The organism is Acinetobacter sp. GXMZU3951 (assembly GCF_054457875.1).
In genome coordinates, this window is the sequence record NZ_JBTLFO010000002.1 from 141,906 (window position 1) to 155,264 (window position 13,359).

10 protein-coding genes are annotated in these 13,359 nt (G+C 41.7%); all 10 read left to right on the forward strand.

Features of this window, described 5'->3' with window-relative positions:
• Positions 1 to 545: 545 nt before the first annotated feature.
• The 10 genes from sdhC to ACX17N_RS03880 all read left to right on the forward strand — a co-directional run bounded on the left by sdhC (position 546) and on the right by ACX17N_RS03880 (position 13,294).
• Positions 546 to 944 carry a succinate dehydrogenase, cytochrome b556 subunit gene (sdhC, locus tag ACX17N_RS03835; protein ID WP_458891245.1) on the forward strand — a complete coding sequence of 133 codons (399 nt, stop codon included), beginning with the start codon at positions 546 to 548 and terminating at the stop codon, positions 942 to 944.
• Positions 944 to 1,309: a succinate dehydrogenase, hydrophobic membrane anchor protein gene (gene sdhD / locus ACX17N_RS03840; protein ID WP_004695554.1), complete on the forward strand. Its 366-nt coding sequence runs from the start codon at positions 944 to 946 to the stop codon at positions 1,307 to 1,309. Before sdhC ends, sdhD begins: the two co-directional genes overlap by 1 nt.
• Positions 1,310 to 1,321: 12 nt before the next feature.
• Positions 1,322 to 3,220: an FAD-binding protein gene (locus tag ACX17N_RS03845; RefSeq protein ID WP_458891246.1), complete on the forward strand. Its 1,899-nt coding sequence runs from the start codon at positions 1,322 to 1,324 to the stop codon at positions 3,218 to 3,220.
• Between the two features lie 14 nt (positions 3,221 to 3,234).
• Entirely contained in the window at positions 3,235 to 3,945 is a 711-nt protein-coding gene (locus tag ACX17N_RS03850; RefSeq protein WP_458891247.1) for a succinate dehydrogenase iron-sulfur subunit, read from the forward strand.
• Between the two features lie 746 nt (positions 3,946 to 4,691).
• Positions 4,692 to 7,532 (forward strand): 2-oxoglutarate dehydrogenase E1 component, encoded by a 2,841-nt coding sequence (locus ACX17N_RS03855; RefSeq protein ID WP_458891600.1) that lies wholly within the window; start codon positions 4,692 to 4,694, stop codon positions 7,530 to 7,532.
• On the forward strand, positions 7,532 to 8,749 hold the full coding sequence (gene odhB, locus ACX17N_RS03860) for a 2-oxoglutarate dehydrogenase complex dihydrolipoyllysine-residue succinyltransferase (RefSeq protein WP_458891248.1): 1,218 nt from the start codon (positions 7,532 to 7,534) through the stop codon (positions 8,747 to 8,749). Before ACX17N_RS03855 ends, odhB begins: the two co-directional genes overlap by 1 nt.
• A gap of 60 nt (positions 8,750 to 8,809) precedes the next feature.
• The gene (lpdA, locus tag ACX17N_RS03865; protein ID WP_458891249.1) at positions 8,810 to 10,243 is read left to right on the forward strand and encodes a dihydrolipoyl dehydrogenase; all 1,434 of its coding nucleotides are present in this window, start codon (positions 8,810 to 8,812) and stop codon (positions 10,241 to 10,243) included.
• A gap of 171 nt (positions 10,244 to 10,414) precedes the next feature.
• Positions 10,415 to 11,581 carry an ADP-forming succinate--CoA ligase subunit beta gene (sucC, locus tag ACX17N_RS03870; protein ID WP_458891250.1) on the forward strand — a complete coding sequence of 389 codons (1,167 nt, stop codon included), beginning with the start codon at positions 10,415 to 10,417 and terminating at the stop codon, positions 11,579 to 11,581.
• An 11-nt stretch (positions 11,582 to 11,592) separates the two neighbouring features.
• A complete protein-coding gene (gene sucD / locus ACX17N_RS03875) occupies positions 11,593 to 12,483 on the forward strand; it encodes a succinate--CoA ligase subunit alpha (RefSeq protein ID WP_458891251.1) in 891 nt (296 codons plus the stop codon).
• A gap of 127 nt (positions 12,484 to 12,610) precedes the next feature.
• Positions 12,611 to 13,294 (forward strand): response regulator transcription factor, encoded by a 684-nt coding sequence (locus ACX17N_RS03880; RefSeq protein WP_458891252.1) that lies wholly within the window; start codon positions 12,611 to 12,613, stop codon positions 13,292 to 13,294.
• The last annotated feature ends 65 nt before the right edge of the window (positions 13,295 to 13,359 follow it).

The window sequence follows — 13,359 nt, forward strand, 5'->3', positions numbered from 1 at the left end:
TAAATTTTTAAAATTGATTAAAAAATAGACTTTAAGCGTTAGTTTTTGCAATTTTTGTGTAATTTTAATCCATAAAATTTATTCGTGTTCTGTATTTTATTTTGGCTAAGTTGTTATTTAATCTGGTGATATCTTAAAAATATAGCTTTAAATAAATAGTGAACATTTTGATAGGAAATGCAAGTCTCCCTCTATAAAAGAAACTGAAGGTAAAACTGAGTAATTGTTCTAAATATCTTTAGTCTAAAGATCGGGTATCTACCTGAGAGGCTATGAACGGTAAAATTCACTGGATAAGTGATAAAAACCAATAGCATAGCATTGATTTGATGCTAAATTATTGGTTTATATAGAATGTTTAATGTTGTTAATGATTCTTGTTTATAATTTTTTTGTTAAAAAACCAGTCTTTGATTGTTTGTATTTTGACTTTTCGCGTTTTATAATTCGGTGTCGTTCTAAGTTTAGGCATTTGCTTGCCTGACAATGCCAGCTTTCCTTCGAATTAATTCCAACAAACTCCGGATGGAGTTTTTACTTACAGGATGCCCGCTGTGAAAAGCAACAGACCTGTCAATTTGTCCATGGGTCAAGTTTTAGAAGTAAACTTAAAATCCCCTGTGGCTATTGCATCAATTTTACACCGTCTATCTGGTGTCATCGTATTTTTACTCGTACCGGTACTTTTATGGATTTTAGACAAGTCATTGTCTTCTCCAGAAGGTTTTACGCAAGTGCAAGCTATTTTTAATAGTTTCATTGTGCGTTTTGTCGTATGGGTATTTGTAGCCGGCTTAATTTTCCACTTTATTGCGGGTGTTAAGCATTTACTTGCGGATCTAGGTTTTGCTGAAGAACTGCAAAGTGGTCGTGTCGCAGCTACTATTTCATTGATCTTGTCTGCAATCGGTATCATTGCGGCATTTGTATGGATTGTTATCTAATGAAAAGTGCTACTGGTTTAACGGGTTCAGGTTCTCGTGATTGGTTTATCCAACGCGTAAGTGCTGTCGTATTAGCAGTGTATACAGTTGTTGTATTAGGTTGGATCCTATGCAATGGCGGTTTTAGCTACGAACAGTGGTACGGCTTTATGATGACAGCTCCAATGAAGATCTTATCTTTATTAGCAGTCTTATCTCTTGTTGCACATGCATGGATCGGTATGTGGCAAGTATTCACGGATTATGTGACTACTCGTCAAATGGGTCCTTCAGCTTCAGGTTTACGCCTTGTACTGACTTCAGCAGTAATTATTGCTGTATTTGCATATGCGATCTGGGCAATCCAGATTTTTTGGGCGAATTGATAGGAATAGATCATGGGCGCTATAACCCCTAAAGAAGATTACACAAATATTCCACACGAAACTTTCGATGCTGTCATCGTGGGTGGTGGTGGTTCAGGTATGCGCGCGTCTTACCAACTTGCTCAAGCTGGTTTGAAAGTTGCGGTACTAACTAAAGTATTCCCAACACGTTCACACACTGTTGCGGCGCAGGGCGGTATTGGTGCATCTCTTGGTAACATGCAAGAAGATAACTGGCACTACCACTTCTATGACACTGTTAAAGGTTCAGACTGGTTAGGTGACCAAGACGCGATTGAATTTATGACGCGTGAAGCACCACAAGTTGTTTATGAATTAGAACACTTGGGTATGCCATTTGACCGTAACGCAGATGGTACGATTTACCAGCGTCCATTCGGTGGTCACTCTGCAAACTACGGTGAAAAAGCGGTTCCACGTGCTTGTGCTGCTGCTGACCGTACTGGTCACGCGCTTCTTCACACGCTTTATCAAAGCAACGTGAAAATGGGTACGCAATTCTTTGTTGAATGGATTGCACTTGATCTTATTCGTAACGAAGCGGGTGATGTTTTAGGTGTAACGGCAATTGACCAAGAAACCGGTAAAATTGCAGTATTCCAAGCCAAAGCGACATTGTTTGCTACAGGTGGTGCGGGTCGTGTTTACCGTGCATCTACTAATGCCTACATCAATACTGGTGACGGTCTTGGTATGGCGGCTCGTGCAGGTATTCCATTACAAGATATGGAATTCTGGCAATTCCACCCTACGGGTGTTGCGGGCGCAGGCGTATTGTTGACCGAAGGCTGTCGTGGTGAAGGTGCAATCCTTCGTAACGATGCTGGTGAGCCGTTCATGGAACGCTATGCACCAACTTTAAAAGACTTGGCACCACGTGACTTCGTATCACGTTCTATGGACCAAGAAATTAAAGAAGGCCGTGGTTGTGGTCCGAAGAAAGATTACATCTTGCTTGATATGACGCACTTGGGTGCTGAAACAATCATGAAACGTCTTCCATCTGTATTTGAGATTGGTAAGAAATTCGCGAACGTTGACATCACTAAAGAGCCAATTCCTGTAGTACCGACAATCCATTACCAAATGGGTGGTATTCCTACGAACATTCATGGTCAAGTTGTTGTACCTGAAAGCCGTGAAACTTCACCGCTTGAAGCCAACTACAACAAAGACACTGATGTTTACTCGACCAATGCGGGTGAGCGTAACTTCACGAAACCTGTTAAAGGTTTCTATGCAATTGGTGAATGTTCTTGCGTATCTGTACATGGTGCAAACCGTTTAGGTACCAATTCACTACTTGACTTGGTTGTATTTGGTAAAGCTGCTGGTGAACACATCATTGATTACGTGACTAAACACCACGGTGATGAATATCAACCGCTTCCTACAACTGTACTTGAGCAAACTGTTGCGCGTATCCGTAAATTGGATGAGTCAACTTCAGGTGAAAATGCTCAAGAAGTTGCTGATGCAATCCGTGATATCGTACAAGACCATGCTGGTGTATTCCGTACAGAAGCGTTGCTTGATAAAGGTGTGAAAGAAATCCTTGCAATCGAATCGCGTGTTCGCAACATTCATTTGAAAGACAAATCTAAAGTTTTCAATACTGCGCGTATTGAAGCATTAGAAGTTGAAAACTTGTATGAAGTGGCTAAAGCGACTCTGATTTCTGCTGCTGCACGTAAAGAGTGTCGTGGTGCGCATACGGTTGTTGATTTTGAAGAGTCTCCAGATCATCCAGAATACCCATATGGTCGTCGTGATGATGAGTGGATGAAGCACACGTTATGGTTCTCTGCTGACAATCGTTTAGAGTACAAGCCAGTACGTTATAAGCCGCTCTCTGTAGCTGCTATTCCACCTAAACCACGTACATTCTAATTAGGAGAAGTAAGATGAGTAGAGGTACTCGTACATTTAATATCTACCGCTACGATCCTGATAAGGATGCAGCACCTTACATGCAGACTTTTAAACTTGAATTGACTGATAAGCACCGTATGTTGCTTGATGCACTTCTTGCATTGAAAGTACAAGATGAAACTTTAACGTTCCGTCGTTCTTGCCGTGAAGGTATTTGTGGTTCTGATGGTGTGAACATCAATGGTAAAAATGGTTTAGCGTGTCTTTGGAACCTAAACGATTTACCAGAAGTGATTACAGTTCGTCCTTTACCTGGTTTGCCAGTGGTTAAAGACTTAGTTGTGGACATGAATCAGTTCTACGATCAGTACAACAAAATTCATCCATTCTTGATCAACAACCAACCTGCGCCACCGAAAGAGCGTTTACAGTCTCCTGAAGACCGTGAACACTTAGATGGTTTGTACGAATGTATTCTTTGTGCATGCTGTTCGACTTCATGCCCATCATTCTGGTGGAACCCAGACAAGTTCTTGGGTCCTTCAGCATTGTTGAATGCCTACCGTTTTATCATCGATTCTCGTGATACAGCAACTCAAGAGCGTTTGGCTCGTCTTGACGACCCATTCTCTTTGTTCCGTTGTAAAGGCATCATGAACTGTGTGTCAGTATGTCCTAAGGGTCTTAACCCGACTAAAGCAATCGGTCACATCCGTAACATGCTTTTAGATATGGCTGGCTAATTTTTACAGTTAGCGAATGCAGAAAAAGCACACTTTCGAGTGTGCTTTTTTTATTGAATAGCAATTTTGCTGCTGAAATGATCGGATTGCTGTGGAGTGGTGAAAGGCTAATCAGAATTTGTGCGATTCATGTAAAAAGGTGAAGATTATCTATGGCGAGAATGCAGTAGTAGGGTAAAATAAATGCTATGATGTAACGTTATAAAAGGGCAATTTGTGAAAAGGTGCTCTTTTTTGTTATTAGCAAAACTGAAATTGGACTTTGGTCTAAATTGCATCTTGTTGAGTGATGACGCACCATAGTTTACCTGATGTAAATCAATGTGTATTTAGCTGATTTATGAATGGTATGTGTCAAAAAAATCAATTGCATGTAAGGGTTCATGTTACGATTTGATACATCGTTATATTGAAAAAATGTGGTTAATTTGTGTGCATTTTCTCGTTAAATAAGCACAAAATTTAAACAATAAGTGGTTTTAGAAAAGCTAAATCGAGAATTTACCTTTTCTAAAACGATTTTGCAAAAAATTGCTCGGTTTCGGTCGAGTATTTATGGATGAGTGATGATGCCATTGAGGGTGTTGTTGTTCATTTTTCACATCAGGATAATCCTAATGTGGTGATAACGCCCAAAGGCAAATGTCTGCTGGGGACTGATGTCATGTTACCAATTTGACATTATCAATCATGGGGTTGCTTAAAAAGCACCTGAAATATTTTTGCAATAGGAAATGGGTCCACAAATGCAAGAAGTTGCTGACGCTTTGCGTCTTGACACTGAACTTTCCGCTGATAGTGCAGCGTATATTGAAGAACTTTATGAGCAGTATTTAACGTCACCAGAATCAGTTGGAGCTGATTGGCGTACATACTTCGATAAATTCCCGAAAGGTGATCAACCACACAGCAATGTACGTGAGCAATTCCTCTTATTAGGTCGCAATTCAAGTCGTGTACAGGCCGTGGTTCAAAGCACAGTGAGTACTGAACATGAGCGTCGTCAAATTGGCGTATTACAACTTATTGCAGCGTATCGTAACCGTGGTCATCAAAAAGCAAAGCTTGATCCATTAGGTTTGGCGAAACGTGAAATCGTTCCAGATCTTGATCTTGCTACTCATGGCTTGACCCAATCAGATTTAGATACTGTTTTCAATACAGGCAATTTGCTTATCGGTAAAGATGAAGCAACTTTAGGTGAAATGGTTCAAGCCATGGAAGCAACGTATTGTGCTTCGATTGGTGCTGAATACATGCATATTGTTGATACCAAAGAAAAACGTTGGATTCAACAACGCCTTGAAGGTGCACGCGGTCAATTTAATTTCACTGCAGAACAGAAAAAACACGTATTAGAGCGTTTAACTGCAGCTGAAGGCCTAGAAAAATTCCTGGGTAATAAATACGTCGGTGCAAAACGTTTCGGTGTTGAAGGTGGTGAATCTTTCATTCCAATGGTTGATGCTTTGATTCAACGTGCAGGTTCTGTGGGTTGTAAAGAAGTTGTGATTGGTATGCCACACCGTGGCCGTTTAAACCTATTGGTTAACATCATGGGTAAAAACCCAGCAGACCTATTTGGTGAGTTCGAAGGTAAGAGCATACACAAAAAAGGTTCTGGTGACGTTAAATACCACCAAGGTTTCTCTTCAAATGTAATGACTCCAGGTGGCGAAGTTCACTTGGCATTGGCATTTAACCCATCGCATTTAGAAATCGTTGGACCAGTAGTAGAAGGTTCGGTACGTGCACGTCAAGTTCGTCGTAAAGACATCGGCGGTGACGATGTATTACCAGTGATTGTGCATGGTGATGCGGCATTTGCTGGTCAAGGTGTAAACCAAGAAACTTTCCAAATGTCACAAACTCGCGGTTATACCGTAGGTGGTACAGTGCATATTGTTGTGAATAACCAAGTCGGTTTCACAACATCTGATCCGCGTGATGCACGTTCTACAGAATACTGTACTGATATTGCGAAAATGATCCAAGCACCGATTTTCCATGTGAACGGTGATGATCCTGAATCAGTATTGTTTGTTGCTCAATTGGCGCATGACTTCCGTCATACGTTCCGTAAAGATGTTGTCATCGACATGTTCTGTTACCGTCGTCGTGGTCATAACGAAGCGGATGAGCCAGCTGCAACACAGCCAATGATGTATCAAGTCATCAACAAGAAAACAACAACACGTGCTCTATATGCAGACCAATTGGTTCAAGAAAACGTGTTGGATCGTGCTAAAGCTGATCAAATGATTGAAGACTACCGTGCTGATTTAGAAGCGGGTAATCACGTTGCGAATGCACTGGTACTTGAGCCAAATACAAAAATGTTTGTAGATTGGACTCCGTACCTGGGTCATGACTATACAGATGTTTGGGATACAACGTTCTCTGAAGATCGCTTAAAAGAACTTGGTCGCACTATGCGTCAGCTTCCTGAAGGCTTTGTGATGCAGCGCCAAGTAGCTAAAGTGATTGATGATCGCTTGAAAATGCAAACGGGTGAAATGCCGTTGAACTGGGGTGCTGCTGAAACTTTAGCTTATGCAACTCTGTTAGATGAAGGCTATTTAGTTCGTTTAACGGGTGAAGACGTAGGTCGTGGTACATTCTCACATCGTCATGCGAAACTGCATAACCAAGTTGATGGTTCGACTTATATTCCTCTTTGCCACATCAAAGAAAACCAACCGCGTGTTGCTGTTTATGACTCGTTATTGTCTGAAATGGCAGTATTGGCATTTGAATATGGTTACGCAACGACATTGCCAAAGAGCTTGGTGATTTGGGAAGCTCAGTTCGGTGACTTTGCTAACTGTGCACAGGTTGTAATTGACCAGTTCATCGCTTCTGGTGAAACCAAGTGGGAGCGTGTTTGTGGTTTAACCATGTTGTTACCACACGGTTTTGAAGGTCAAGGTCCTGAACACTCATCTGCACGTTTAGAGCGCTTCTTACAGTTATGTGCTGAAGACAACATGCAAGTGATGACACCGACAACGCCTGCGCAAATTTTCCATGCTTTACGTCGTCAAGCAATTCGCCCAATTCGTAAGCCAATGATCATCATGTCACCGAAGTCTTTACTTCGTCACAAACTTGCAACTTCTACTTTAAGTGAACTTGCAAACGGTACATTCCAAACTGTGATTGATGAGGTGGATCAAATCAACAAATCGGACGTAACTCGTCTTGTGATTTGTGGTGGTAAGGTGTATTACGACTTACTCGAAAAACGTCGTGAACAAGGTTTAAATAACGTGGCAATTGTCCGTGTTGAACAATTGTACCCGTACCCAGAACAACGTATTGCTGAAGTATTGGCTTCTTATCCAAACCTTAAAGATGTAGTTTGGACTCAAGAAGAGCCTAAGAACCAAGGCGCTTGGTTGTTTATTGCTCCTCGTTTATACGAAGATGTAATGAAATCAGGTAAACAAGTACGTATCAGTTATGCAGGTCGTGAAGCTTCTGCTGCACCGGCTTGTGGTTCACCATATTTGCATGCAAAACAACAAGCTCAGCTGGTTAATGACGCTTTAGCGATCGTAGCTGAACAATCAGGAGAATCTCAATAATGGCAACCGAAATTAAAGCACCGGTATTCCCAGAGTCAGTTGCGGACGGTACGATTGCAACTTGGCACAAACAACCAGGTGAAGCAGTATCACGTGATGAAGTGATCTGTGACATTGAAACAGATAAAGTTGTTTTAGAAGTAGTTGCTCCTGCTGACGGTACAATCGTTGCAATCATCAAAAATGAAGGTGACACAGTTCTTTCTGCTGAAGTAATTGCTCAGTTTGAAGAAGGTGCGGTTTCTGGTGCTGCTGCAACTGAAGCAGTTCAAGGTGAAGCGAAAGTTGAACAAGCTGCTGCGAATACTCAAGCGGGTGCTGCGCCAGTTGTAGAACGTGCTCAACAAGTACAAGACCAAGCTCCTGCAGTTCGTAAAGCGTTAACTGAAACTGGTATTGCTGCTACTGATGTTGCAGGTACTGGTCGTGGTGGTCGCATCACGAAAGAAGATGTTGCTAACCATCAAACTAAACCAGCAGCTCCTGCTGCTGCACCATTAAGCGTTGCAGTAGGTGAGCGTATTGAGAAACGCGTTCCAATGACACGTCTTCGTAAGCGTGTTGCTGAACGTTTACTTGCAGCAACTCAAGAAACTGCAATGTTAACTACGTTTAACGAAGTGAACATGAAGCCAATCATGGAAATGCGTACGCAATACAAAGATGCATTTGAGAAGCGTCATGGTGCGCGTCTTGGCTTTATGTCATTCTTTGTTAAAGCGGCAACTGAAGCACTTAAACGCTACCCAGCGGTTAATGCTTCAATTGATGGCGATGACATCGTTTATCACGGTTACTACGACATCGGTGTAGCAGTTTCTTCTGACCGTGGTCTAGTGGTACCTGTTCTACGTGATACTGACCGTATGAACTACGCAGAAGTTGAAAACGGTATCCGTGACTACGCTTACAAAGCACGTGACGGTAAGTTAGGTATCGAAGACATGACTGGCGGTACATTCACCATTACTAACGGTGGTACTTTCGGTTCATTGCTTTCTACACCAATCTTGAATACGCCACAAACTGCAATTTTGGGTATGCACAAAATCCAAGAACGTCCTATGGCGGTAAATGGTCAAGTAGAAATCTTGCCAATGATGTATTTAGCGCTTTCTTATGACCACCGTTTAATCGATGGTAAAGAAGCTGTTGGTTTCTTAGTAACAATCAAAGAATTGTTAGAAGAACCAGCTAAACTAATCCTTGACCTTTAATCGATAGCATAAAAATATCAGGCTTAGAGCGATCCTCTAAGCCTGTATTTGGAGATAAACATGTCTCAACAATTTGATCTTGTTGTAATTGGCGGTGGCCCAGGTGGCTATGAAGCAGCAATTCGTGCAGCGCAATTAGGTTTTAAAGTTGCTTGTATCGAAAAACGTATTCACAAAGGCAAGCCATCTTTAGGTGGTACGTGCTTAAACGTGGGTTGTATTCCTTCTAAAGCTTTACTTGATTCTTCTCATCGCTATGAAGATACAGTGCATCATTTAGATGATCACGGTATTACAACAGGTGAAGTGAAGTTTGACTTGGCTAAAATGCTGGATCGCAAGGATAAAATCGTTAACCAATTAACTATGGGTGTCGACGGCCTTCTTAAAGGTAATGGTATCGAATGGTTAAAAGGTACGGGTAAATTACTTGCGGGTAAAAAAGTTGAGTTTGTTTCTCATGAAGGTGAAACTCAAGTTTTAGAGCCAAAATATGTGATCCTTGCATCTGGTTCTGTACCTGTAAATATTCCTGTAGCTCCTGTTGATCAAGACATTATTGTTGATTCAACTGGCGCTTTAGAATTCCAAGAAGTTCCTAAGCGTTTAGGTGTTATTGGTGCGGGTGTAATTGGTTTAGAGCTTGGTTCAGTATGGCGTCGTCTAGGTGCTGAAGTTGTTGTATTTGAAGCAATGGACGCATTCTTACCAATGGCTGATAAAGCATTGGCTAAAGATTACCAAAAAGTATTGACTAAACAAGGTTTAGACATTCGCGTAGGCGCTAAAGTTGCAGGTACTGAAGTTAACGGTCGTGAAGTGACAGTTAAGTACACGCAAGGTGGCGAAGACAAGACTCAAACTTTTGACAAGTTAATCGTTTGTGTTGGTCGTCGTGCTTATGCAGAAGGTTTATTGGCTGATGATTCAGGTATTAAACTCACTGAACGTGGTTTAGTTGAAGTAAACGATTGGTGTGCAACTTCGGTTGAAGGTGTATATGCAATTGGTGACTTAGTCCGTGGTCCAATGCTTGCGCATAAAGCAATGGAAGAAGGTGTAATGGCTGTTGAGCGTATTCACGGTCATGCTGCACAAGTGAACTATGACACCATCATTTCTGTAATCTATACACACCCAGAAGCGGCGTGGGTAGGTTTAACAGAAGAGCAAGCGAAAGAAAAAGGCCATGAAGTGAAAACTGGTCAATTCGGTTTCGCTGCAAATGGTCGTGCAATGGCTGCTGGTGAAAATGCAGGTTTTGTGAAGTTTGTTGCGGATGCAAAAACTGACCGCTTGTTGGGTATGCACGTGATTGGACCTGCTGCGTCTGATATCGTTCACCAAGGTATGATTGCACTTGAATTCGTATCAAGTGTTGAAGATCTTCAGTTGATGACATTTGGTCATCCAACTTTCTCTGAAGTTGTACATGAAGCTGCATTGGCTGTAGATGGCCGTGCAATTCACGCAATTCAGCGTAAGCGTAAGTAAGATCAAAAAAAGAGCGGTTTAACCGCTCTTTTTAATTTTATAGGTTGTTTTTAGCCACACAATCTACTACAAATAAGAAAGAAAAAATGAAACAAGAGCTAATCCGGATAGACGTGAGTCTGAAGGTTAGTCACCCCATAACAAAGCGAAGAAGTAGTAAAAGGTTAGTCAATGAATCTACATGAGTATCAAGCCAAAGCGTTATTAAAAAAATATGGTATGCCTGTTCAAGAAGGCGTATTGGCAACGAACGCTGATGAAGCCGTACAAGCCTTTGAGCAACTGGGTGGTAAATTTGCGGTAATGAAAGCGCAAGTGCATGCCGGTGGTCGTGGTAAGGCAGGCGGTGTCAAGGTTGTAAAATCAAGCAAAGAAGCCGCAGACTATGCCAACCAAATTATCGGTACTCGCTTAGTCACGTATCAAACTGATGCGAATGGGCAGCCTGTCAACAGCATACTGGTCTGTGAAGATGTATATCCTGTAGAGCGTGAATTGTACCTTGGTGCGGTGGTAGACCGTTCCAGCCGCCGTGTGACTTTTATGGCATCCACTGAAGGCGGTGTCGAAATTGAAAAAGTCGCGGAAGAAACACCAGAGAAAATTATTAAAGTTGAAGTTGATCCATTGGTCGGCTTACAACCCTTTCAGGCGCGAGAAGTCGCTTTTGCCTTGAAATTAAAAGATGGACAAATTGCTCAGTTTGTAAAAATCATGACCGCTGCCTATCAGGCATTTGTTGAAAATGATTTTGCTTTATTTGAGATTAATCCGCTGTCTGTACGTGAAAATGGTGAAATCCTATGTGTTGATGCCAAAGTTGGGATCGACTCGAATGCGCTATATCGTATTCCTGAAGTCGCTGCTTTACGTGATAAATCACAAGAGAATGAGCGTGAGCTGAAAGCATCTGAGTTTGATTTGAACTATGTTGCTTTAGAAGGCAACATCGGTTGTATGGTCAATGGTGCAGGTCTGGCCATGGCGACCATGGATATCATTAAGCTTTATGGTGGACAACCGGCAAACTTCTTAGATGTCGGTGGTGGTGCAACCAAAGAGCGTGTGATTGAAGCCTTTAAATTAATCTTGGCAGATACCTCGGTTCAAGGGGTATTGATTAACATTTTCGGTGGGATTGTACGTTGTGACATGATTGCTGAAGCAATTATTGCTGCAGTACAGGAAGTACATGTTGAAGTTCCTGTTGTGGTTCGTTTAGAAGGAAATAACGCAGAATTAGGCGCGAAAATTCTAGATGAATCAGGTTTGAAATTAACTTCTGCCAATGGCTTAGCCGATGCCGCAGAAAAAATTGTTGCAGCAGTGAAAGCATAAGGAGTGCCAGCATGAGCGTATTAATTAATAAAAACACAAAAGTTTTGGTACAAGGTTTTACAGGGAAAAACGGCACATTCCATTCTGCTCAAGCCCTAGATTATGGCACCAAAGTGGTCGGTGGTGTTACTCCGGGTAAAGGTGGAACAACACATTTAGATTTACCTGTTTTTAATACCATGAAAGAAGCCGTGCGCGAGACGCATGCGGATGCATCGGTTATTTATGTACCTGCTCCTTATGTGTTGGACTCTATTGTAGAAGCTGTAGATTCTGGGGTTGGCCTGATTGTGGTGATTACAGAAGGTGTACCGACACTGGATATGCTAAAAGCCAAGCGTTATTTAGAAACCAATGGCAATGGCACACGTTTGGTTGGACCAAACTGCCCAGGTGTAATTACCCCGGGTGAATGCAAAATTGGCATTATGCCAGGGCATATTCATCAACCCGGTCGTATTGGGATTATCTCTCGTTCAGGTACTTTAACCTATGAATCGGTAGCGCAAACTACGAAACTGGGACTAGGTCAGTCTACTTGTATTGGTATTGGTGGAGATCCAATTCCAGGAATGAACCAAATTGATGCATTAAAATTGTTCCAAGATGACCCAGATACTGACGCGATTATCATGATTGGTGAAATTGGCGGAACGGCAGAAGAAGAGGCTGCTGAATATATTCAGTCAAATGTCACGAAACCTGTGGTAGGTTATATCGCTGGGGTAACTGCACCTAAAGGCAAGCGTATGGGGCACGCGGGAGCGATTATTTCGGGTGGTAAAGGTACTGCAGAAGAAAAATTTGCAGCATTTGAACGTGCTGGCATGGCTTATACACGTAGTCCAGCAGAACTGGGCTCGACCATGTATCAAGTCTTAAAAGACAAAGGTCTGGTTTAATACTCGAGCTTTAATCTTAAAAACCGCATACTAAGGCTTTAGTATGCGGTTTTTTTTATGGAGTACGGCTTTGGTATATATATTGCTGAATTGAGGCAACAATTTGAAATAGTATTCTCTTACCTCAATGCAAGAAGTTAATTGGAACCAGTTTAGTGATGAATTTTGCCGAAATATTCAGAAAGTGATTCCTTTCGAAGGATTCGTTGCCTTTAATATCGATTCGGCAATGACGGGGAGTCAATATTCATTTCAAGGCATTAATCATCAGGCGGCAGATGAATATTTAGGGAAGAAACAACAATTTGATCCCGTACATTTCATGCACAGTTATTATGAGCCTGAAACTAAATTTAGCGTGTTACACGCAGCTGCATCTAATCCAGAATATGATGAATTTTTAAAAAAATGGCATGTACAAGATACCCTTGAACTGTTCTTTCGGCAAAATGGCGTGCCCGTAAAGGGAATGAGTTTGGTGCGTTCAAATGCACTTGAGCCGTTTTCGTTACAAGACCTTAAATTGGTTGAGTCGTATTATGATTTAACGGTCAGCTGCTTTAATCAGGTGTTGGCTGTGACTCATCATCAGGTAAATACTTTTAATGAAGCTTTAACTGAGTCTTTAACCCGAAAGGAGTGCAGGATACTGAATTTGTTATGTAAAGGATTAAACAACCAAGCACTTGCCGATGAGATGCATTGTGGCGTGTCTACGATTAAAACCCATTTACAACATATATATCAAAAAACACAGGTGAAAAGTCGGCAGGAGTTAATGAGTCGGGTGTTATGCGGTATTCATCTTTAGCCTCAAAATGAGAAATCTGACGTGAATTTTAAAAATCATCCTTTGGGATGATTTTTTTATTTCAG